Genomic DNA, 21,416 nt, shown 5'->3' with positions numbered 1-21,416 from the left:
TCACTCGCCGGTGAACGCGCGCCCCACCACGGCCCCAGAGGAGCCGAGCGCGCCGATCACGGTGTCGCCGAGGGTGAGCTGCACGCCGGCAGCGTTGCCGACGTGGACGTAGACGGGCAGGTCGAAGGTGAAGCTCTCGCCCGGCTGGGCGGTGCGGTAGACGAGCCGCTCGCCCTCGTTGCGCCTCGTGCCGCGGTAGACCTCGAGCCACGTCGGGGCCGTCACCTCGATGGCGAGCTGGTCGGACCCCACCTGCCCCGCCTGCGGCGCGCCGGCGCCCGGCGCCGGCGGCGCGGCCTCGGGCACGAGGGTCACCGTGAGGGTCTGGTCCTCGAGGAGGTCGACGGGCTGCTCCAGCGTCTGGTAGCCCTCGAGGCTCACGCGCAGGACGCGTCCGGCGCGCGCCGTCACGGGGACGTCGCGGATGGGCGTCGTGCCAGGCAGCACGAAGCTGTCGATGCTGACGGTGGCGCCGGGAGGCTCGGACACGACGCTGACGAGCACGGTCGCCGGCAGGCCGGCGTCGTCGGCGGGAGCGGCTGGCGCCTCGGCCGGGGGCGCGTCGGAGGCGGCGGGAGGCGCCTGGTCGAGCTGGGCGCCGCCGACGGGCCGGCCCGGCGCCATGAGGCGGTTGAAGCCCCACACGGCCAGGGCGACGAGCGCCCCCACGAGCACGATCGTCGGGACCCACGGTCCCAGGCTGAGGCCGGGGCGGTCGCCGGCCTCCGAGCGCCGGCGCCGGCGCGGCGGCGGGGGACGCTCGCCGCGGCGCTCCTGCTCGAGGCGCATCTCGAGGGTCGAGAGGCCGCCCGCCTGGCGGCGCTCCGACTGGTACGCGGAGAGGGCGCGCTCGGCCTCGACGCCCACGGCCTGGGCGAACAGCCTGACGAAGTTGCGGGCGTAGACGTCCTCGGGGAGGTCGCCGTAGCGGCCCTCCTCGAGGGCGCGCAGGTACTCCTGGCGCACGTGGGTGAGCTCGGCGACGTCGGCCAGCGACAGCCCGCGGCTCTCCCGCGCCGACCTGAGGAGGTCGCCCAGCCCCTGGGGGCGTCCGACGGAGGTGGTGTCGATGCGCCGCTCGTCGCTCAAGCCCGTCCTCCCACCGGGCTGGCGGCGGACGCGAGGCGCCGGTAGGCGACGGCGACCTGGGCGGCCAGCGCGGCGTTCTCCTCGAGGAGCCTCGCGTTCACGTCCACGGTGCGCCCGTCGGAGAGACGCGCCAGCTCGGCCAGCAGGAACGGCGTGGCGTCGCGTCCGCGCACGCCGCGGGCCCGCAGCTCGGCCTCGGCGCGCCGCCTCAGCGCGTCGAGCTCTTCAGCGTGCAGGCCGTCGGAGACCGGGTTGCTGAGCACCACGCCAGAGGATAACCCCAGCCCGCGCTGCGCCAGCAGGACCGCGGCGGCGTCCTCAGGGGTGCCGACCCGCGCGGGCAGGGGCAGGTCGGTATGCGGGACCAGGAAGCCGGCGAGCGTGTCGGAGCGGTAGCCGACGACGGGGACGCCGGCGCTCTCGAGCCGCTCGAGCGTCGCGCGCGCGTCGAGGATGCTCTTGGGGCCCGCGCAGACCGTGAGGACGGGGTAGCGGGCGAGGGCCGCGATGTCGGCGGACTCGTCGAACGGGACGTCGTGCACACCGCCGATGCCGCCGGTGGCGAACACGTCGATGCCGGCGCGGTGGGCCGCCCACAGCGTCGCCGCGACCGTAGTGCCGGCGTCGGCGCGCCGAGCGACCACGGCGGCGAGGTTCCACAGCGAGGCCTTGTCCGCGTCGGCCGCGGCCAAGCGCTCCAGCTCGGCGCCGCCGAGGCCGACCACGACCTCGCCGTGGAGCACGCCGACGGTCGCGGGCACGGCACCCGCTCCCGCCACCACGGCCTCCAGCCGCCTGGCGGCGTCCAGGTTGCGCGGCCGGGGCAGCCCGTGGGTGATCACCGTAGACTCCAGCGCCACGACGGGGGCGCCGACCTCCAGGGCGTCCCGGACGCGCGTCCCGAGGCGGAAGGGGACCTCGCTGCTCACGCGGTCATCTTACCGATGGCGCCGCTGTCAGCGGGTCTGAGGCGGCCGCGGACCGTAGGCCCCCCGGGCGCGTCCCGCCGGCGCCTCGCACCCCTGCGTGGCGCACGGCTATCGTCCAGCAGCGTGGTAACGTCGCTCGCGTGGACGTGCCCGAGCTGTCGGCCGTGTGGCCCTGGGTCGAGCAGATCGGCTTCGGCGCGGTGGCCGGGTTCGTCGCCGGGTACGCGGTGAAGAAGGTGGGCAAGGTCGTCGCCCTGGTCGTCGGCCTGCTGTTCATCGCGGTGCAGCTCCTCGCCTGGTCCGGGTTCGTGAGCGTGAACTGGGACGTCGTGCAGCGGCGGGTCGACCCCCTGCTCTCCGGCGAGTCGCTGCAGGGCACGTGGCGCGGGCTCATCGCGCTGCTCACCTTCAACGTGCCGTTCGCCGCCGCCTTCGTCCCGGCGTTCATCATCGGGCTGCGCCGCGGGTGAGGGCCCGGCGCCGGGGAGGCGCGGCGCGGGGGCGAGCACGCTCCGGCCGGCCCGTGGCCGCCGCCGAACTTGAGCGCGTCGTTGTCAAGTGTGCTTAGCCCGGGCGGCACAGAGAGCTTGATAGGGCGCAGTTGACAGCCTCGGAAGGGCATGGATAGCATTGTGGGTGGTTGGCACTCGCAGGTGTCGAGTGCCAAACAGGCACATCCGGAAAAGTGGAGGAAGCATGGCTGATCAGAAGCTGACGCTGAAGCCGCTGGGCGACAAGGTCGTCGTCGAGGTCATCGACGAGCCGCAGACCACAGCCAGCGGTCTGGTGCTGCCCGACAGCGCCAAGGAGAAGAGCCAGCGGGGCAAGGTCCTCGCCGTCGGCCCGGGCAAGTACCTCGACAACGGGTCCCGCGAGCCGATCGACGTGGCGGTGGGCGACACCGTCGTCTTCGCCAAGTACGGCGGGACCGAGATCGAGCTCGACGGGCGCGAGCTCATGATCCTGAGCCAGCGCGACATCCACGCCGTCCTCGGCTGAGACAGCCAAGCACCCAGGTAGACACAGGGAAGTAGAGGGAAGATGGCCAAGGATCTGATCTACAAGGAAGAGGCGCGGCGCGCGCTGGAGCGCGGCGTCAACGCCGTCGCCAACGCCGTCAAGGTCACGCTCGGGCCGAAGGGGCGCAACGTCGTCCTCGAGAAGAAGTTCGGCGGCCCGACCATCACCAAGGACGGCGTGACCGTCGCGAAGGACATCGAGCTCAAGGACCCGCTCGAGAACATCGGCGCCAAGCTCCTCATCGAGATCGCCACCAAGACCAACGAGATCACGGGTGACGGCACGACCACCGCCACCGTGCTCGGCCAGGCGATCGTCCGCGAGGGCCTGAGGAACGTCGCCGCCGGCGCCAGCCCGCTGGGCCTCAAGCGCGGCATCGACAAGGCCGTCGACGCGGCCGTCGAGCGCATCAAGGCCCTGGCGCGCAGCGTCGAGGACAGCAAGGCCGTCGCCGAGGTCGCCTCGATCTCCGCGAACGAGGCCGCGGTCGGCCAGCTCATCGCCGAGGCGATGGACAAGGTCGGCCGCGACGGCGTCATCACGGTCGAGGAGTCGAAGACCCTCGACACCGAGCTCGACGTCGTCGAGGGCATGCAGTTCGACAAGGGCTACATCAGCGCGTACTTCATCACCGACTCCGACGCCATGGAGGCGGTGCTCGAGGACCCCTACATCCTCATCCACGAGAAGAAGATCAGCGCGCTGAAGGACCTCCTGCCCGTGCTCGAGCAGGTCATCCAGACCGGCAAGCCGCTCCTGATCATCGCCGAGGACGTCGAGGGCGAAGCGCTGGCGACCCTCGTCCTCAACAAGCTCCGCGGCACGCTGAACGTGCTCGCCGTCAAGGCCCCCGGCTTCGGCGACCGCCGCAAGGAGATGCTCAAGGACATCGCGGCCGTCACCGGCGGCGAGGTCATCAGCGAGGAGCTCGGCCACAAGCTCGAGAACGTGCGCCTCAACCAGCTGGGCCGCGCCAAGCGGGTCCGCGCCAGCAAGGACGAGACCACGATCATCGAGGGCCAGGGCGACCGCAAGGTCATCGACGAGCGCATCAAGGGCATCAAGGCCGAGCTGGAGACCACCGACTCCGACTACGCGCGTGAGAAGCTCCAGGAGCGCCTCGCCAAGCTGGCCGGCGGCGTGGCCGTCATCCGCGTCGGTGCCGCCACCGAGACCGAGCTCAAGGAGAAGAAGCACCGCTTCGAGGACGCCCTCTCCACGGCTCGTTCGGCCGTCGAGGAGGGCATCGTCGCGGGCGGCGGCGTGACGCTGATCCACGCCATGGACGCCGTCAAGCAGGTCGCCGACACGCTCGAGGGCGACGAGCGCACCGGGGCCCAGATCCTCATGCGCGCCCTCGAGGAGCCCGCCCGCCAGATCGCGGCCAACGCCGGCGCCGAAGGCAGCGTGATCGTCAACGCCATCCGGCAGAAGAACGACGGCAAGTTCGGCTACAACGCCGCCACCGACTCGTTCGTGGACGACATGTTCGCCGCGGGCATCGTCGACCCGGCGAAGGTCACCCGCACCGCGCTCCAGAACGCGGCCTCCATCGCGGGCCTGCTCCTGACCACCGAAGTGGTGATCTCTGAGCACCCCGAGAAGGAGGAGAAGGCCGCCGGCGTGCCCGGTGGCGACATGGGCGGGATGGACTTCTAGGCCCAGCTCCCGAAGAGAACGCTACCGCCGCCCGGTCGCATGCCGGGCGGCGGCGTCATGTGGGCGGAGGCATGGACTTCTAAGCCCAGCTCACGAAGGGAACGCTACCTCCTCCCGGCAGCCCGCCGGGCGGCGGTCCTCTCGTCGCGGCTCAGCGCTCGATGAGCGAGCGCCCCGTCATCTCGTCGGGCTGCGGCAGGCCCATCAGCTCGAGGACCGTGGGTGCCACGTCCCCGAGCGCTCCGCCCTCGCGCAGGCGCAGCGAGGCCACGGCGGGGTCGTCGGAGACGAGCACGCACGGCACCGGGTTCGACGTGTGCGCCGTGTGCGGTTCGCCCGCCGCGGTGAGCATCTGCTCGGCGTTGCCGTGGTCGGCGATCACGACGGCCGTGCCGCCGCGGGCCCTCCAGGCGGCCAAGAGGCGGCCCAGGCCCCTGTCGACGGCCTCGCACGCCCTCACCGCCGCCTCCAACACGCCCGTGTGCCCCACCATGTCGGGGTTCGCGTAGTTGATCAGCACGAGGTCGTCCACCCCCTGGTCGATGCGCGCCACCGTCGCGTCGGTGAGGGCCGGCGCGCTCATCTCCGGCTGGAGGTCGTAGGTGGCGACCTTAGGTGAGGGCACGAGCAGGCGCTCCTCGCCGGGGAACGGCTCCTCGCGCTGCAGGTTGAAGAAGTAGGTCACGTGGGCGTACTTCTCGGTCTCGGCGGTGTGGTACTGCCGCAGGCCGGCCCCCGAGACGACCTCGGACAGGCCCCTGGTCAGCGGGGGCAGAGCGAACGCGTAGGGCAGGCCCAGCTCGCGGTCGTACTCCATGAGCGAGGCGAAGCGCACGCGGGGCGTCGCGCAGCGCGGGAAGCCGTCGAAGCCCGGCTGCGTGAGCGCGTAGGTGAGCTGCCTGGCGCGGTCCGCCCGGAAGTTGAAGAAGAACACGGCGTCGCCGTCGCGCATCGCCTCCGGCGCGCCGACGACGGTGGGGACCACGAACTCGTCCGTCTCGCCGCGCGCGTAGGCCGCGCCCACGGCCTCGGCCGCCGTGGGCGCGGCGTGCTCGGCGCGCCCGCACACGACGGCGTCGTAGGCGCGGGCGGTCCTGTCCCAGCGCCTGTCCCTGTCCATGGCGTAGTAGCGGCCCGAGACGGTGGCGATGCGGGCGTCCACCCCGGCGCGTGCGACCTCGGCCAGCTTGCCCTCGACCGCCGCCAGGTACCCGGGCGCCCCGTCGGGGGCGCTGTCGCGCCCGTCGGTGAAGGCGTGCACGCGCACGCGCGGCAGCCTGAGCCTGGCGGCCAGGTCGAGCAGCGCCAGCAGGTGCCCGAGGTCGCTGTGGACCCCGCCGTCCGAGACGAGGCCGAGCAGGTGGAGGGTGCCGGCTCGTGCCGCCTCGTAGGTCTCCAGCAGCACCGGGTTCGCGAAGAACCCTCCGTCTTCGATCCGCTCCTGCACGTAGGTGAGGCTCTGGACGACCCGCCTCCCGGCGCCGATGTTCATGTGGCCGACCTCGCTGTTGCCCATCTGGCCCGCGGGCAGGCCCACGGCGTTGCCGGAGGCCTCGAGCGTCGTGCGGGGCCCGGCCCGCCAGATGGCGTCGAAGCAGGGCGTGTGGGCCAGGTCGACGGCGTTGCCGGGCCCCGCCGGCGCGAGGCCGAAGCCGTCGAGCACGACGAGCATCACCGGCCGGGCGGCCCGTGTCACGACCAGGTCCAGCCGAGCACGCGCGCGACGCGCTCGTCGAGGACGCGCAGGTCCTCGTCGGCGAGGTCGTCGGGGTCCCTGCCCGTGGCCAGCGCGGCGCGGCACCGGGCCGCCCGCTCCAGGTGGGGGCGCAGGGAGGCGTCGGAGACGACGCGGGGCAGAAGGTCCTCCAAGGTCTCCTCCAGGTAGATGGCGGCCAGGCGGTGGGCGACCGCGGCCTCCTCGACTGACAGCTCGTGGTGCGGCTCGGCGGGGGCCAGCGCCAGGCGCCGGGCCGCCGCGACCACGCGGGGCTCCCTGGCCGCGCGTCGGCAGCTCGGGCACAGCTCGCGGTCGCGCAGCTCCGCGCTGTGGCGGCCGAGCTCGGCCAGGCGACGCTCGCGCGGCGACAGGCCGGCCACGGCGCCGTCGTGGAGCGCGCCGCACGTGGGGCAGGGCGCGTGGCCGGCGGCGCGCTGCCTGGCCCAGTGGCCCGCCAGCGTCCGCGCCGCCGCGCGGGCGACGTCGGCGATGTCACCGGGCAGCTCGGCGTCGTCGACGGCCCGCTCCAGGCTCGCCACCTCGGCGGGGTCGGGGTCGGGCCGTTCGCCCTGGGCGGCTCCCGCCTCCCCGTCTGCGGCCGCGAGCCGGCCGGCCTGGAAGCGCACGTCCTTCACCTCGCGCAGGCCGTAGGTCTCGTGGTAGACGGCCACGAAGCGCTGACGTTGCATGTTCAGGTGCATCGCGGTCTCGGAGTCGGTGACGTCCACGTACAGCACGCCGTCGCGGAACGCCCTGGCGGAGCTGAAGCGCGCGACGTCGCGGCCGACGACGCGGGGCCACAGCAGCACCGCCTCCGCCCGCCGCAGCGACCGCCGCATGCCCTTGCGGCGGAACACCTCGGCGATGAGCTCGCCGGCGCTGCGGGGCCCGCCGCCCCTCACGCCGCGCCCTCCGAGCGCGCCGGCGTCGGGTCGGACGCCATCACGCCGGCGCCCCCACCGCGTCGATGAGCGCGACCTCGCCGTCCATGACGCGGAACAGCGCGTCGTGGTGCGGCGGCGGCTCGGTGCCGGTGACGATCGCCTGCGGCGTGCCGGCGGTGAGCGACAGCAGGTAGGCGCGGCGGTCGGCGTCGAGCTCGGCCGAGAAGTCGTCGACGAGCAACACCGGCGGCTCGCCGTGCCGCTCGGTGAGCAGGCGGTACTCGGCGACGCGCAGGGCCAGCGCCGCGGTGCGGGCCTCGCCACGCGACCCGAAGGCGCGCACGTCCATGCCGCCCAGGGTCAGCTCGAGGTCGTCGCGGTGCGGCCCGACCACGGTGGCGCCGCGCGCCAGCTCCGCCGCGCGGGTGGCGGCGACGGCGGCGGCCAGGTCCTCGCCCTCCCAGTTGCGGGCCAGCCGGACGCCGAACGGCGCGTCGTCGCCCGACACGTCGCGGTAGACCTCGGACGCCAGAGGGCAGAGCCGCCGCACGAGGCGGTCGCGCATGGCGTCCACCTCCGCGCCCACGCTCACGAGGCGGGCCGTCCAGTCGGGCAGCGAGGCGTCGCGCGGGGAGAGGCGCAGCAGCGCGTTGCGCTGCTCGAGCACCCGGCCGTACTCGCGCACCAGCGCCGCGTAGCGCGCCGAGACCTTCGAGATCAGCGCGTCGAGGAACGAGCGGCGCGCGCTCGGCGAGCCGTGCACGAGCTCCGAGTCCTCCGGCGTCACCAGCACGGCGGCCACGTGGCGCGAGACGTCGGCGGCGCGAGAGACCTGGGAGTCGAGCCTCACGACCTTGCGCCCGGCGGCGAAGCCCACCTCGACGCGGCTCGTGCCGCTCAGGTGCTCCACCTCGACCCCGACGTACGCCTCCTCGTGCCCGAACGCGACCATGTCGCCCAGGTTGCCGGCGGCCAGGGTGCCGTTGCAGCCGAGGTAGGCCGCGTGCAGCAGGTTGCTCTTGCCCGAAGCGTTCTGCCCGACCACCGCCACCACGCCGTCGGGGAACGAGACCCGGCGCGTGACGAGGTTGCGGAACGCGAGCTGCGTGAGCGACCGCAGGCGCACCCCGGCAGTCTACCGCCGCGGGTCCCGAGCGCCGTCCGCGCGGACGTCAGGGCTCGCCCGCTGTTGGTAGCATCGGGCGTGACGCTAGACGCAGGCTCGCTGAGGGCCGACTTCCCAGTCCTGGAGCGCGAGGTCAACGGCCGCCGGCTGGTGTACCTCGACAGCGCGGCGTCCTCGCAGAAGCCTCGGCAGGTCGTCGAGGCGATGAGCGAGTACTACTTCCGTCACCACGCCAACGTGCACCGCGGCGCGCACGTGCTCTCCGTCGAGGCGACCTCGCTGTACGAGGAGGCGCGCGCCGAGGTGGCGTCGTTCGTGGGCGCCGACCCCGCGGGGCTGGTGTTCGTGCGCAACGCCACCGAGGCCATCAACCTCGTCGCCGCGAGCTGGGGGCGCGCGAACCTGGGACCCGGCGACGAGGTCGTCGTGACCGTCGCCGAGCACCACGCCAACGTGGTGCCGTGGCAGATCGTCGCGGCCGAGCGCGGGGCGGCGCTGCGCCCGGTCGGGCTCGACCAGCAGGGGCGCGTCGACATGGACGCCCTCAGGGCGGCCGTAGGCCCCCGCACCAAGCTGGTGGCCGTCTTCCACGTGAGCAACGTGCTCGGCACGGCGAACCCCGTGGCCGAGGTCGCCGCGGTCGCGCACGCCGCGGGTGCACTGCTGCTCGTCGACGGCGCGCAGGCGGCACCGCACCTGCCGGTGGACGTGAGCGCGCTGGGCTGCGACTTCTACGCGTTCTCGGCGCACAAGATGCTCGGCCCCACGGGCATCGGCGCGCTGTGGGCGCGGCCCGAGCTCCTCGAGGCGATGCCCCCCTACATGGGCGGCGGCGAGATGATCTCGCGCGTGTCGTTCGAGGGCACCACCTACGCCCCGCCGCCGAAGCGCTTCGAGGCGGGCACGCCCAGCATCGCCGAGGCCGTCGGCTTCGCCGCGGCCGTGAGGTACCTGCGCGGCCTCGGCATGGAGGCCGTGAGGAGGCACGACGAGGCGCTCGTGGCGCGCGCCGTGGAGGGCCTGCGCGGGCTGCCCGGCGTGACGCTCGTCGGTCCGGGCGAGGGTCGGGTCGGGCTGGTCACCTTCGTCGTCGACGGTGTGCACGCCCACGACGTGGCCACCGCCCTCGACCTCGAGGGCGTCGCGGTGCGGGCGGGGCAGCACTGCGCCCAGCCGCTGCACCAGGCGCTGGGTATCGCCGCCTCCACCAGGGCCAGCTTCTACGTCTACAACGAGCTCGCCGAGGTCGACGCCTTCGTGTCCGCCCTGGAGCGGGTCGTGGAGCACTTCGCGGCCTTCGCCTGATGGGCCTGCTCGCCGACCTCTACCAGGCCGCGGTGCTGGAGCACTCGCGGCACCCGCGCAACCGCTACCGGCCCGAGCGCTTCGACGTCGCCTACCCCGGCGTGAACCCCGGCTGCGGCGACGAGATCACGCTCTACCTCGCGCTCGATGACGGCAGGCTCGAGACCGTGGCGTTCGAGGGCGTCGGCTGCGCGATCTCGCAGGCGTCCGCCAGCCTGATGACGGAGGCCGTGCGGGGCAAGGCTGCCGACGAGGCCCTGGGCCTCGCCGTCGACTTCAAGGCCATGGTCAGGGGCGAGGAGCCCGCCGAGAGGCTCGGCGAGGCGCGGGTACTCAAGGGAGTCAGCAAGCTGCACGCCCGCGTGAAGTGCGCGACCCTGCCGTGGGTGACGCTCGAGCACGCCCTGGCCGAGCTGGGCGCGGCGCGTCCCGGAGCGCGCTAGGAGGACGGGCTCGCCCGACCCGGCACGGCGGCCCGGGCCCGAACGCCGAGCCGGTCGTCGGCGAGAGGATCGCCTCCGGACCGCGCCCGAGGGGCGGGCCGCTACTCGCCCGCGTTCTGCGGGACGGTCGCCGCCTCCGCCGCGTCCTCCCCGGCCGTCGTCTTGCCGCCCAGCGCCTCCAGCGATCGGGAGTAGGCCTGCAGCAGCGCGCGGAACTGCTCGCGGAACAGCGCCTGCTCGCGCTGCAGCCGATCGAGGTCGGCGCGCGTGCGGGCCACCTCGGCGTCGAGGTCGGCGAGGCGGCGCTCCCGCACGCGCTCGGCCTCGTCGAGGATCAGCTTGGCCTCGCGCTTGGCGTTCTCCTTGATCTCGTTGGCGATGCGCTCGGCGGCGATCACGGCGCGCTGGAGCTCGGCCTCCTTCGCCTGCAGCTCGGCGACCTGCTGCCGGGAGGCGTCGAGCTCGCCCTGGAGGTCCTGCACCTCCTTGAGGAGGTCGGCGACCTCGGACGCCACGCGCTCGAGGAAGTCGCGCACGTGGCGCCGCTGGTAGCCGCCCGCGCCGCGCGGGAACTCCATGTGCTCGATCTCGAGCGGGCTCAGCCGCACCTTCGCACCTCCTGCCCGCGCGCTCGCGGCGCGGCGCGCCTCACGGTCGCGGCGGCACCGCCCATCACAGCTCCGGCAGCACCGCGCGCACGAGCCGCTTGAACGACTCGCCCATGCGCTCCGCCATCGCCACGACCTCCTCGCCCGTGGCGTGCTCGTCCGAGTCGGGGATGGCCATGTCGGTGATGGCGGAGATGCCCAGCACCCTCATGCCGAGCTGCCTGGCGCGCAGCACCTCGAGGACCGTCGACATGCCGATGGCGTCGGCGCCCAGGGTCCGGTAGGCGCGCAGCTCGGCCCGCGTGGCGTAGCTCGGCCCGCTGATCGCCAGGTAGACGCCCTCCCGGAGCGCGATGCCGTGGCGCAGCGCCGCGCTGCGTGCCGCCTCGCGGTACGCCGGGTCGTAGCAGTCGAACATCACGGGGAAGCGCTCGAGCGCGGGGTCGGGGAGCGGGCCTATCAGAGGGTTCTGGCCCGTCATGTTGATGAAGTCGACCTGCAGCATCAGCTCGCCGGCGCGGAACTTCGGGTCCAGGCCGCCGCAGGCGTTCGTCACGACCACCGACCTCACGCCGAGCGCGGCCAGCAACGCGACCGGGTAAGTGACCTGCGCCGCGGTGAACCCCTCGTAGAGGTGCGCGCGGCCCTGCATGACGGCGACCTCGCGACCCTCGAGGTAGCCCACGTGCAGGCGGCCCGCGTGTCCAGGGGCGGAGGAGACGGGCATGCCGGGGAGCTCGGCGTAGGGGACCGAGACGCCGTCGACCTCGTCGGCGAGCGCGCCCAGACCCGAGCCGAGGATCAGCCCGATCCGCGGCACCAGCGCGGTGCGTTCCCGCACCACCCTGGCGGCCGCCGGGACCTGGCCGGGGTCGCCGACGAGGCGCGCGGCGTCAGCTTGGCTCATGGCGGCGATGATAACGGTCCGAGGCCCATCGGCACGGCGCACCGCCGTCTCATGCGCCTAGGTAAGATGCCCGCATGCCGCGCCGCCTAGCCGTCGTGCTCGCGTTCTGCCTATCCCTCGCATCACAGCTCTCGGCCCTGGCCCAGGTGGCACCCTCCGGCCGCATCGTGGAGGTGCGCGTCGAGGGCACGACGACCTACGCGGACATCGTGCGGACGATCATCACGACGCGCGCGGGCACCGACGCGGCGTCGGTGGACCTGGAGGCGGAGCGCAACCGCGTCTACAGCCTGGGCACGTTCGAGAGCGTGAGCGTGGAGATCGAGGAGGGCGGCGCCGGACCGGTGCTGGTCGTGCGCGTGGTTGAGAACCCGCACATCGGCGAGGTCGAGTTCGACGGGGTGGAGTCGCTGTCGCAGGACGCGCTGCGCGAGGTCCTGGCCTCGACGCACCTGCTGGCGCCCGGACGCGTGTACAACACGATCCGCGCCAGCGAGGCGCGGGACACGATCAGGCAGGCGTACCGTCAGTCGGGCTTCCCGTTCGACGTCGAGGTGAACCTGGAGGTGGCGCCGGCGCCGGACCTGGCCGAGTCGGAGGACGACGTCCCGGTGCGCCTCACCTACGTCGTGGACGAGAGCGCCGAGGTGGAGGAGGCGCGCTTCTCGGGGAACACGGTGCTCGAGGAGTCCGAGCTGGGGCAGATCTTCCGGGGCGTCGTCGACGCCGAGGGCTTCGACCCGCAGCTCTACCGCCAGGCGCTGCAGGCCGTGTCGAACCGCTACGCGGCGCTCGGCTACCGCGGCTCGGGGGTGGACGTGAACGCCACGAGCCTCTCCGGCGGGGTGCTGGACGTGGCGATAAGGGAGCTGACGATCGCCTCGATCGACACGACCGCGCTGGGCGTCGACCCCGCCGACCTGAGCCTGAAGCCGGGCGACCTGTTCAACTACGACACGCTGCTGGAGGACGTGCGTCGCCTGGCGCGGGGGCGCTCGAGCGACATCCAGCTCGAGGCGGCCGTGTCGCCAAGTGGCGGCGTGCGCGTGACGTTCCGGCTGGGCGCGCCGGAGACCGCGGGGCCGGTGCAGCGCATCGAGTTCGAGGGGAACACGGTCCTCTCCGACGAGGAGCTGCGCGCGGTCCTGCGCACCGAGGTGGGCGACAACTTCGCGTCGGCCGTGGCCGACGAGGACTTCCGGCAGATCGTCCGCGCCTACCAGGACGCCGGCTACCGCATCCTCACGGCGCCCGACTTCTCCTACGACGACGGCACCTACATCCAGCGCGTCACCGAGCTGAAGGTGGCCGGGTACGAGGTCGCCTACGACGGTCGGCAGGGCGGGACGGACCCGCGGGTCATCACGCGCTACCTGCCTGACGTGGGCACCGTGGTGAACGACGAGCGGATCGTCGAGGGGCTGCTCGACGTGGCCCGCCTGGGCGTGGTGGACGTGGTGAACTACGCGCTCGAGCCCACCGGCGAGAACGACCAGGTGAACGTGGTCGTGACGGTGCGGGACCGCTCGACCGGCGAGCTGCGTCCGGCGGCGCAGTACGCGACGGACACGGGGTTCTCGGCGAGCCTGAGCTACAACGAGCGCGACTTCCTCGGCCTGGCTCACTCGGTGAGCGGCGAGGTGACGGCCTCCAGCACCGACGTGGGGTTCATGCTCGGCGGCAGGGTGAGCTACGAGGTGCCGTGGCTCTACGTCGACTACCTCGACCTCCAGGAGGTGCCGACATCGCTGTCGGCGTCGCTGTTCAGCGTGGTGGCGAACAACCAGCCGCTGACGGCCGGCGGGCAGACGACGATCCAGTACCCGGGGCTGCCGGAGACCGAGGAGAACCGCGTGCGGGTGGGCGAGTACACCTCGCGCTCCACCGGCTTCGGGTTCACGGTCGCGCGGCCCCTGACGCCGGAGATCTCGGTGAGCTTCGGCGCCAGCGGCTCGTACACGCAGTACATGCTCGAGCCGGTGCGCACGCCGTGCGAGATCGAGGGCGACGAGATCCAGAACCCGCACAACTGCTTCCTGCCCGAGAGCGAGTCGCTGCAGTACCTGCCCACGTCGGGCCTCTCTGGCTTCACCAGCGCGCGCGTGAGCTACGACGACCGCGACAACGCCGACTTCCCCACCGAGGGCGTGGCCGCCTACGGCTCCTTGGGCGTGGGCTTCGGTAACGACTTCCTGCACCCGGACACCGACGACCGGGTCACCTACGTCTACGAGCAGGCGACCCTGGGCGCGCGCACGTACTTCAAGCTCGCCGACGTGGTGCCGGAGCAGGTGCAGGACGAGAACCACGTCTTCGGCGTGCGCCTCGACCTCGGTCACCAGTTCGGCGGCCTCTACCCGACGAGCAAGCGCTTCTTCGTGGGCCAGAGCGTGGACGTCGCCACGCAGATCCGCGGCTACCGGCGCGAGGACTTCGGTCTCTCGCGCACCTACATGACCAGCAGCTTCGAGTACCGCTACGACTTCCAGCTCTCGACGTTCGCCACGCAGACGGTGATAGGCGTGGCGTTCGTCGACCTCGGCTGGGCGTCGACGGTGCCTGGCTTCCCCGAGTACCAGACGCCGCTGTTCGCCTCGGCGGGCGTGGGCGTGCAGGTCAACCTCGGCTTCGGCGGCGTGCTGCTGCCGGCGGTGCGCCTCGACTACGCCTTCAGTCAGCGCCACCCCACCGGCGTGTTCAGCTTCAGGGTGGGGCCGGTGTTCTGATCCCGTCGCGTCGCCAGGGCGCGAAGGAAGGGCGGCGACCCCGCGAGGGGTCGCCGCCCGAGCTCCCGTACGGACAGCCCTCGGCCTAGGCCCGTGGAGGGCCGTGGCGGTGGGCGAGGGCGACTAGGTGCAGGGCTCGCCCCAATGCGGATGGTTCCCGGGCTGGAGGGCCGAGCCGTTGCTGAAGTTCGTCGGCTCGTCCTCGAACTGCACGACGCACCAGCCGGTGAGGTCCTGGTCGAAGCTCGTCGCGTTCAGGAAGAGGCTGTGCATGTCCGTGACCTGGCTGGTGTCCCAGTCGCCGATGTCCTGGTCGAACGCATAGGCGTCTGAGAACGTGGCCCGCAGGCTGGTTACCTTGCTGGTGTTCCAGCCGCTGATGTCCTGGTTGAACTCGTAGGCGAGGCTGAACATGTACGCCATGTCCGTGACCTCGCTGGTGTCCCAGTCGCTGATGTCCTGGTCGAACTCCGTCGCGAGGGCGAACATGGACCTCATGGTCGTGACGTTGCTGGTGTCCCAGCCGCCGATGTCCTGATCGAAGAGGAGCGCTCGGTCGAACATGTAGGCCATGGACGTGACGTTGCTGGTGTCCCAGCCGCCGATGTCGTCGTCGAACTTCTCGGCGTTCCTGAAGGCCTCGGTCAGGTCGGTCACCGTGGAGGGGATGTGGCCTGGAACGTTCGTCAGGTTGACGGCGTCGACGAAGGCCTGGGCGAGGCTCACGAACTGGAAGTCGCCCCAGGAGTCGAGGGAGGTGACGGCCGCGGCGTTCAGGTACTCGCCGTCGTCGTTGCCGACGCCTATGCCGACGCCGAAGCGGGCCCCGCTCGTGAGCGTACCGGTGACGTTGATGGTGTAGGCCGCTGCGGCGGCGTACTCGTGCTGCGGCATGGCGGGTTTCGTGATGGTCTCGCTGTCGCCGTCGCCCCAGTAGACGGTGACCTCGCCGAGGCCGGAGATCGGGAGCTGGAAGGTGGTGCCCACGACCTCCGGCAGGGTCAGGTCGATGCGCAGCGTGAGCGGCGAGTCCACAGTGAGGTCCACGCTGGCCTCGAAGGAGGAGTCGTAGACGCTGGTGGCGGTGATGGTGACGTCGCCGACGCTCTCGGCCCGCACCTTGCCGCTGGCGTCGACGGTGGCGACGCCCTCGTCGCTGCTCTCCCAGGTGACGTCGGTGCTGGCCGCTCCGGCCACGTCGACGTCGGCCTGCAGCTCGACCTCCAGGCCGGGGTAGAGCGCGCCCACACCGTCCGGGACGGAGACGGTGAGGCCTAGCACGCGGTCCTGTCCGGTGACCGTCACCTGCACCTCGCCGACCGCCGTCACCCCGTCGGCGTCGCTGATCGTGTAGGTGAAGGTGTCGACGGCGCTGTCGGCGGTGCCGAGGTGGTCGTAGTCGGAGCCGGGGTCGTAGGTGACGGTGCCGCCGCTGAGGGTGACGCGGCCGGTCGGCGCGACAGCTACGACGGAGAGGCCCAGGCCGACGTCGTTGGCGAGGAGGTCGGCGACGGGGATGTCGAGCGGCAGGTCGAGGACGTTCACGGTGACCTCGTCCGTCTTCGCCTCGGGCGGCACCAAGGAGACGTGGAACGCCAGCTCGGTCACGGTCTCGCGCTGCTCGCTGTCGGTGACCGTGAGCGTGGCCGTGATGTCGCCCTCGGTGGCGTAGGTGTGGACGACGCTGCCGCTCCCGCAGTCGCCGGGCGCGATCGGCGCGCTGCCGTCGCCGGGGTCGAGGCTGCAGGTGAGGTCGAGCCCGTCGGGGCTCTCGGCCTGCCAGGTGAACGTGACCGGCTGCCCGACGCCCGCGGTCTCCGTGTCCAGCTCGAAGCCGGTGACGGCGGGTGCGGGGTCGTAGCAGGTGACGGCGTCCTCCAGCGTGAGCTCGCGCCCGTCGGGGAGCGTGAGCACGAGGGCGCTCGAGCCGGTCGCGTCGTGGCTCTCCAGTGTCCCGGTGACCGTGTCGCCCACGCGCACCTCGGCCGTGCCCACCGACGGCAGGGACACGGTGCGCGTCTCGCCCTGGACCTCGAGGTCGACGAGGCCGGCGCCGCACAGCGTGGCGCTCAGCTCGTCGGGCAGCGCGGTGCCCGCGACGGCCTGGAAGAGGTTGGCGCCGGTGATGGTCACCTCGGCGCCCTCCTGGGACACGCTGCTCGGCGTCACGCCGAGCAGGCTCGGCTCGCCGAGCAGAGGGGCGCTCGGTCCTCCGCAGGCGATGAGGGTCAGCAGGAGCAGCGCCGCGACGGCGCGGCTGGCGCGCCTCACCGCGGGCCTCCGCGACCGCGGGCGGGCGTCGCCTCTCCGGTCCTGCGAAGGGTGGTGACGTAGGCGTCGACGCTCGTGTCGACCGGGTCGTGGCTCGTGCCGAGAAGGACGCGCTGCGCCTCGTCCGCGCCGGCGCCGAAGCGGCGCAGCGCGGGCGCGGCGGGAAGCCGCAGCCAAGTTGTCATGGTGTTCTCCCGGGGGTCAGCTATGGATCGAGGACGGTGGGTCTAAGACGGACTCCCCCCTCGGTCACTCATAGCCCTCTCACCGCGCGGTGGGCGTTAGATGTCCCACAGCCGGGCAGGCGGTCGCAGGCGCAGGTGGGGTGGGCGCGGGCGGCGCGCACGGCGCCGGCGGGGCAGAAGAGCAGCGCTGTGAGGCTGGCTCAGGACGTGGGAGCGACCGGGTCGAGCCGGGCGCCGCACGTCACGCCTCCGGGGCCCTCGGCGGCGCCCACCCGTGGGTCCTACTCGCCAGCGACCTCGCGCAGGACCCGCTCGTCGCGCACCGTGATCTTGCCGTAGCCGGCGCGGATCGCGCCGAGGCGCACGAGCTCGCCCACGACCTTCGTGACCGTCTCGCGCACCGAGCCCACCGCGGTGGCGAGCTCGTCGTGGGTGATGTAGACCATCGGGGCGCCGTCGGGACTGCGTCCGGAGAGGTCGGAGTCGGAGAGCTCCAGGAGCTCGGCGGCCACGCGCGCGCGCAGCGGCTTCCCCGCCAGGCGGTGCAGGGCGCGGCCCATGCCGTCGAGCGCCGCCGCCAGCACTGTCGCGAGGCGCCGCAGCTCGGCCTCGTCGAGCCCGGCGGGGTCTATGACCTCGACGACCGACGGCGTCACGGCCTCGGCGAAGTAGCGCCGCTGCTCGCCCGTGAGCGCCTCCTCGCCGAAGTAGCCGCCCTGCTTGACGTAGCGCAGGGTGACGCCGGTGCCGTCGTCGTCGACGGTGTACAGGCGGATGAGCCCGCCCTTGAGGCGATAGAGGTGGTCGGAGCGGCCGGGGAAGAGCAAGACCTCGCCGCTCTCGGCCTGCCGCTGATCGAGTACCGGGCTGCGCTTCACCGTGCTCACGAGCACGTCCTCCTGACGACGACGATACCGCCACGTAGATGAGACGTGACACACGCGGCCTACGTGCTGTCGCGGCGCGGGGCCGACGGGGGACGGCCCGGTTCGACCTCAGACGTTGAACAGGAAGTGGATGACGTCGCCGTCCCTCACGACGTACTCCTTGCCCTCGACGCGGAGCTGGCCCTTCGCGCGCGCCGCGGCGATGCTGCCGGCGGCGACGAGCTCCTCCCAGCCGATCACCTCGGCCCTGATGAAGCCGCGCTCGAAGTCAGAGTGGATCTCGCCGGCGGCCTGCGGCGCCTTGGTGCCCTGCTTGACGGTCCAGGCCCGGACCTCCTTCTCGCCGGCGGTGAAGAACGTGATGAGGCCCAGCGTGTGGTAGCCCGTCCTGATGAGGCGCTCGAGGCCGGAGCGCTCGAGGCCCATGTCGGCGAGGAACGCCCGCTGCTCCTCCGGCTCGAGCTGGGCCAGCTCCTCCTCGATGCGCGCCGAGACCACGACCACGTCGGCCGACTCCTCGGCGGCGATCGCCCGGACCGCCTCGACGTGGTCGTTGCCGGTGGCCACGTCCTCCTCGGCGACGTTGCAGACGTAGATCACGGGCTTGGCCGTGATGAGCCCCAGGGACGCGGGCGCCGCGACGCCGCTGCGGCGCGCCGGGACGCCCTCCTCCAGCCTCGCCATCAGCGCCTCGACCACCTTCAGCAGGGCCGCGTCGTCGGGGTCGCCCTTCGCGCTGCGGCGCAGGCGCTCGTGGCGGCGCTCGAGCGCGGCCAGGTCGGCGAGCATCAGCTCCGTCTCGATGACCGCGATGTCGGCGGCGGGGTCCACTTTGCCGGCGACGTGGACGACGTTGGGGTCGTCGAAGCAGCGCACGACGTGGGCGATGGCTGCCACCTCGCGGATGTGCGCCAGGAACTGGTTGCCCAGGCCCTCGCCCTGCGAGGCGCCCTTGACCAGCCCGGCGATGTCGACGAACTCGACGCTGGTGGGGATGACGGGCACGTCGCGGCCCGGCTTGGCGTAGAGACGGCGCAGCGCCTCGAGGCGCTCGTCCGGCACGGCCACCACGCCGACGTTCCTGTCGATCGTCGCGAACGGGTAGTTGGCCGCCTCGACGCCCGCCTTGGTGATCGCGTTGAACAGGGTGGACTTGCCCACGTTGGGCAGCCCCACGATGCCGATCCCTAGCAAATCCCACTCCCGCGGCCGCAGGGCCGTTCCGGCGCGTTCGGCGCCGAAGGGGGAGCATACCAGAAGCTCGCGGGTCCGAGGCGCCGCGGCCCGCGTGATACAGTCGCGCGCATGCCGTCTGGGACGGGGCGTAGGCGGGTCGTGGTCGTGGGCGCCGGGACGGTCGGGTCGCGCGCCGTGGAGCTGCTGCGCGAGGTGGCGGGGGTCGAGCCGGCGGCGGTAGTGGTGCGCGACGCGGGCAAGGAGCGCTCCTTCGCGGGCTGGCGCGACCTCGTCACCGCCGACGCCGCCGCGGCGGACGACGCCGACGTGCTCGTCGAGGTGGCGGGCGGCACCGGAGCGGCCGCCGACCTGGCGCTGGCCGCGCTGGCGCGCGGCGCCGCCGTCGTCACGGCCAACAAGGCCGCCCTGGCCGAGCGCTGGGACGAGTTCGCCCCCTACCTGCGTGAAGGCCTGGTGTGGTGCGAGGCCGCCGTGATGGCCGGCGCGCCGGTGGTGGGCGCCCTCACCGGCGCGCTCCGCGGCTGCCGCCCGGTGACCCTGCACGCCGTGCTCAACGGCACCTGCAACGCGATACTCAGCGACATGGAGGCGGGCTCCAGCTACGAGGCGGCGCTGCGCCGCGCCCAGGAGGCGGGCTTCGCCGAGGCCGACCCCACGCTCGACGTCGCGGGCATCGACGCCGCCCACAAGGTCGCCCTGCTGGCGCGCCTCGCCTTCGACCCGGGCCTGACCTTCGTGGACGTGCGCGCCGCGACCCGCGGCGTGGCCGGCCTGCCGCGCGAGGTCGTGATCGCCCACGCGGCGCGCGGACGCGGCGTGCGGCTCGTCGCCAGCGTCTTCCCGACCGAAGCGGGCTGGCGGGCGGCGGTGCGTCCCGTGTCGCTGCCGGGCGGCCACCCCCTGGTCGTCTCCGGTCCCGCGAACGCCCTCGTGTTCACCGGCCGACCGCTGGGCGAGGTGACCGTGCGCGGGCCGGGCGCGGGCGGCGGGGCCACGGCCACGGCCGTCGTGTCCGACGTGATGGCCGCGCTGGCGGGCGGACGAGGCCACGCCCCCGTCGCCAACGCCGCCGACGCGGGCGCCGCGCTCGCGGTCGCCGGTCCGTCCGCGTTGCCCGCCGGCGCCGAGGCCGTCGCGGCATGAGACCAGCCCGCCCGGCGGCGGAAGTGCGCTACCGCTCGACGCGCGGCGCCGCGCCAGAGGTCTCGTTCGAGGAGGCGCTGCTGCGCGGCCTCGCGCCGGACGGCGGGCTCTACCTCCCGGCGGACCTGCCGGCTGCCGCGGAGGCGTGGCGCGATGCCATGCACCCCGCCGAGGTCGCTGCGGCGGTGCTGCCTCCGCTCCTGGGGCTGCCCGCCGGAGAGGTCGAGGCGCTGTTCGCGGGTGCCCTCGACTTCCCCTTGCCCGTGGTCGAGCTGGACGACGACCTTCACGTGCTCGAGCTGTTCCACGGGCCCACGGCGGCGTTCAAGGACGTGGGCGCCCGCGCGATGGCGCGCCTGATGGACGCGGCCCTCGCCCGGAGAGGACGCAGCGCCACGGTGCTCGTGGCGACCTCGGGGGACACCGGCGGCGCCGTCGCCGACGCCTTCGCCGGGCTCGGGTCGCTGCGCGTGGCCGTCCTCTACCCGCGCGGCCAGGTCTCTGACGTGCAGGAGGCGCAGCTCACGGCCGTGCGTCCGGGCGTCACCGCCTTCGCCGTCGAGGGGACCTTCGACGACTGCCAGCGGCTGGTGAAGTCCGCCCTCGCCGACCCCGAGCTGGGACCCCTCGGCCTCTCCACGGCCAACTCGATCAACGTCGGCAGGCTCCTGCCTCAGGTCGTCTACTACCTGTGGGCCGCCGTGCAGCTGCGGCGGCTCGGCGAGGAGCGCGAGCCCTGGTACGTCGTCCCCAGCGGGAACCTCGGGAACCTCACGGCCGGCCTCCTCGCCGCCGACCTGGCGGGCCTCGGCTCCTCGTTCGTGGCGGCGCACAACGCCAACGACTACTTCGTGCGGTTCCTGGAGGGCCGCGCGAAGCCCTACGGGTTCGCGGGCAGCGTGAGGACCCTGTCGAGCGCGATGGACGTGGGCGGGCCGTCGAACTTCGAGCGGCTCTACGCCCTCTACGGCGAGGGGCTGCGGGGCAGGGTGACGGGGCAGGCCGTCGACGACGCCACGACCCTGGCCCGGATGCGCGACCTGCACGCGCGCCGCGGCTACGTGGCGTGCCCCCACACGGCCGTGGCCGTGGAGGCCGCCCACCGCGAGCGCGCCCGGGGGAGGACCGGTCCCGCCGTCGCGCTGGCGACCGCCCACTCGGCCAAGTTCCCCGACACGGTCGCGCGCGCCACCGGTGCCGCGCCGCCGGCGCACGAGGGACTAGCGCGCCTCGCGCGGGCCGAGAGGCGAGCGCTGCCGCTTCGTGCCGATCCCGCCGCGCTGAGGTCGGCGCTGCTCGCGGCGGCGAACGGCTGAGGGG

General features: G+C 73.2%; 19 protein-coding genes. 8 read left to right on the top strand and 11 right to left on the bottom strand.

The genetic code is table 11. The features are described 5' to 3' along the window. Together VF202_10450 and VF202_10445 are read right to left on the bottom strand one after the other, a co-directional pair. A complete protein-coding gene (locus VF202_10450; GenBank protein HEX7040525.1) occupies window positions 1-1,089 on the bottom strand; it encodes a RodZ domain-containing protein in 1,089 nt (362 codons plus the stop codon). Further along, window positions 1,086-2,018, bottom strand: a complete 933-nt coding sequence (locus VF202_10445; protein ID HEX7040524.1) for a pseudouridine-5'-phosphate glycosidase — start codon at window positions 2,016-2,018, stop codon at window positions 1,086-1,088. Before VF202_10445 ends, VF202_10450 begins: the two co-directional genes overlap by 4 nt. Before the next feature lie 140 nt (window positions 2,019-2,158). Here VF202_10445 and VF202_10440 point away from each other — a divergent pair, with 140 nt between their 5' ends. The 3 genes from VF202_10440 (at window position 2,159) to groL (ending at window position 4,697) form a co-directional block, all read left to right on the top strand. Beyond that, window positions 2,159-2,488 (top strand): FUN14 domain-containing protein, encoded by a 330-nt coding sequence (locus VF202_10440; protein HEX7040523.1) that lies wholly within the window; start codon window positions 2,159-2,161, stop codon window positions 2,486-2,488. Window positions 2,489-2,714: 226 nt separating this feature from the next. Continuing rightward, a complete protein-coding gene (groES, locus tag VF202_10435) occupies window positions 2,715-3,017 on the top strand; it encodes a co-chaperone GroES (GenBank protein HEX7040522.1) in 303 nt (100 codons plus the stop codon). Window positions 3,018-3,059: 42 nt separating this feature from the next. Beyond that, a complete protein-coding gene (gene groL, locus VF202_10430; GenBank protein HEX7040521.1) occupies window positions 3,060-4,697 on the top strand; it encodes a chaperonin GroEL in 1,638 nt (545 codons plus the stop codon). A 151-nt stretch (window positions 4,698-4,848) separates the two neighbouring features. Here groL and gpmI read toward each other — a convergent pair whose 3' ends face one another. Genes gpmI through recF form a run of 3 tightly spaced genes read right to left on the bottom strand, consistent with a single transcriptional unit; the run spans window position 4,849 to window position 8,424 of the window. Next, on the bottom strand, window positions 4,849-6,369 hold the full coding sequence (gene gpmI / locus VF202_10425) for a 2,3-bisphosphoglycerate-independent phosphoglycerate mutase (protein HEX7040520.1): 1,521 nt from the start codon (window positions 6,367-6,369) through the stop codon (window positions 4,849-4,851). Window positions 6,370-6,389: 20 nt separating this feature from the next. Continuing rightward, window positions 6,390-7,316 (bottom strand): DUF721 domain-containing protein, encoded by a 927-nt coding sequence (locus tag VF202_10420; protein ID HEX7040519.1) that lies wholly within the window; start codon window positions 7,314-7,316, stop codon window positions 6,390-6,392. Window positions 7,317-7,356: 40 nt separating this feature from the next. Further along, entirely contained in the window at window positions 7,357-8,424 is a 1,068-nt protein-coding gene (recF, locus tag VF202_10415; protein HEX7040518.1) for a DNA replication and repair protein RecF, read from the bottom strand. A 78-nt stretch (window positions 8,425-8,502) separates the two neighbouring features. Here recF and VF202_10410 point away from each other — a divergent pair, with 78 nt between their 5' ends. Further along, window positions 8,503-9,729: a SufS family cysteine desulfurase gene (locus VF202_10410; GenBank protein ID HEX7040517.1), complete on the top strand. Its 1,227-nt coding sequence runs from the start codon at window positions 8,503-8,505 to the stop codon at window positions 9,727-9,729. After that, the gene (locus VF202_10405; protein HEX7040516.1) at window positions 9,729-10,172 is read left to right on the top strand and encodes an SUF system NifU family Fe-S cluster assembly protein; all 444 of its coding nucleotides are present in this window, start codon (window positions 9,729-9,731) and stop codon (window positions 10,170-10,172) included. Before VF202_10410 ends, VF202_10405 begins: the two co-directional genes overlap by 1 nt. Window positions 10,173-10,273: 101 nt before the next feature. On the opposite strand, the gene VF202_10400 is transcribed toward VF202_10405, so the two are convergent. Continuing rightward, window positions 10,274-10,780, bottom strand: coding sequence for a DivIVA domain-containing protein (locus VF202_10400; protein HEX7040515.1), 507 nt, complete (start codon window positions 10,778-10,780; stop codon window positions 10,274-10,276). A 64-nt stretch (window positions 10,781-10,844) separates the two neighbouring features. Then, window positions 10,845-11,687 carry a purine-nucleoside phosphorylase gene (locus VF202_10395; protein ID HEX7040514.1) on the bottom strand — a complete coding sequence of 281 codons (843 nt, stop codon included), beginning with the start codon at window positions 11,685-11,687 and terminating at the stop codon, window positions 10,845-10,847. Window positions 11,688-11,761: 74 nt separating this feature from the next. Between VF202_10395 and VF202_10390 the strand changes: the two genes are divergently transcribed. Beyond that, window positions 11,762-14,413, top strand: coding sequence for a POTRA domain-containing protein (locus VF202_10390; protein HEX7040513.1), 2,652 nt, complete (start codon window positions 11,762-11,764; stop codon window positions 14,411-14,413). A 123-nt stretch (window positions 14,414-14,536) separates the two neighbouring features. On the opposite strand, the gene VF202_10385 is transcribed toward VF202_10390, so the two are convergent. From VF202_10385 to ychF, 4 genes are all read right to left on the bottom strand, one after another. Then, a complete protein-coding gene (locus tag VF202_10385) occupies window positions 14,537-16,684 on the bottom strand; it encodes a BspA family leucine-rich repeat surface protein (protein ID HEX7040512.1) in 2,148 nt (715 codons plus the stop codon). Continuing rightward, window positions 16,681-16,869, bottom strand: a complete 189-nt coding sequence (locus tag VF202_10380; protein HEX7040511.1) for a hypothetical protein — start codon at window positions 16,867-16,869, stop codon at window positions 16,681-16,683. Before VF202_10380 ends, VF202_10385 begins: the two co-directional genes overlap by 4 nt. 281 nt (window positions 16,870-17,150) lie before the next feature. Further along, window positions 17,151-17,756 carry a helix-turn-helix domain-containing protein gene (locus tag VF202_10375; GenBank protein ID HEX7040510.1) on the bottom strand — a complete coding sequence of 202 codons (606 nt, stop codon included), beginning with the start codon at window positions 17,754-17,756 and terminating at the stop codon, window positions 17,151-17,153. A gap of 108 nt (window positions 17,757-17,864) precedes the next feature. Next, window positions 17,865-18,950 (bottom strand): redox-regulated ATPase YchF, encoded by a 1,086-nt coding sequence (gene ychF / locus VF202_10370; protein HEX7040509.1) that lies wholly within the window; start codon window positions 18,948-18,950, stop codon window positions 17,865-17,867. A gap of 111 nt (window positions 18,951-19,061) precedes the next feature. Here ychF and VF202_10365 point away from each other — a divergent pair, with 111 nt between their 5' ends. Both VF202_10365 and thrC read left to right on the top strand, forming a co-directional pair. Further along, window positions 19,062-20,096, top strand: a complete 1,035-nt coding sequence (locus VF202_10365; protein ID HEX7040508.1) for a homoserine dehydrogenase — start codon at window positions 19,062-19,064, stop codon at window positions 20,094-20,096. After that, entirely contained in the window at window positions 20,093-21,412 is a 1,320-nt protein-coding gene (thrC, locus tag VF202_10360; GenBank protein ID HEX7040507.1) for a threonine synthase, read from the top strand. Before VF202_10365 ends, thrC begins: the two co-directional genes overlap by 4 nt. Window positions 21,413-21,416: the final 4 nt, after the last annotated feature.

The sequence above is a fragment of the Trueperaceae bacterium genome, from assembly GCA_036381035.1.
Taxonomy (GTDB): domain Bacteria; phylum Deinococcota; class Deinococci; order Deinococcales; family Trueperaceae; genus DASRWD01.
This window is presented reverse-complemented; position numbering and strand designations above follow the sequence as displayed.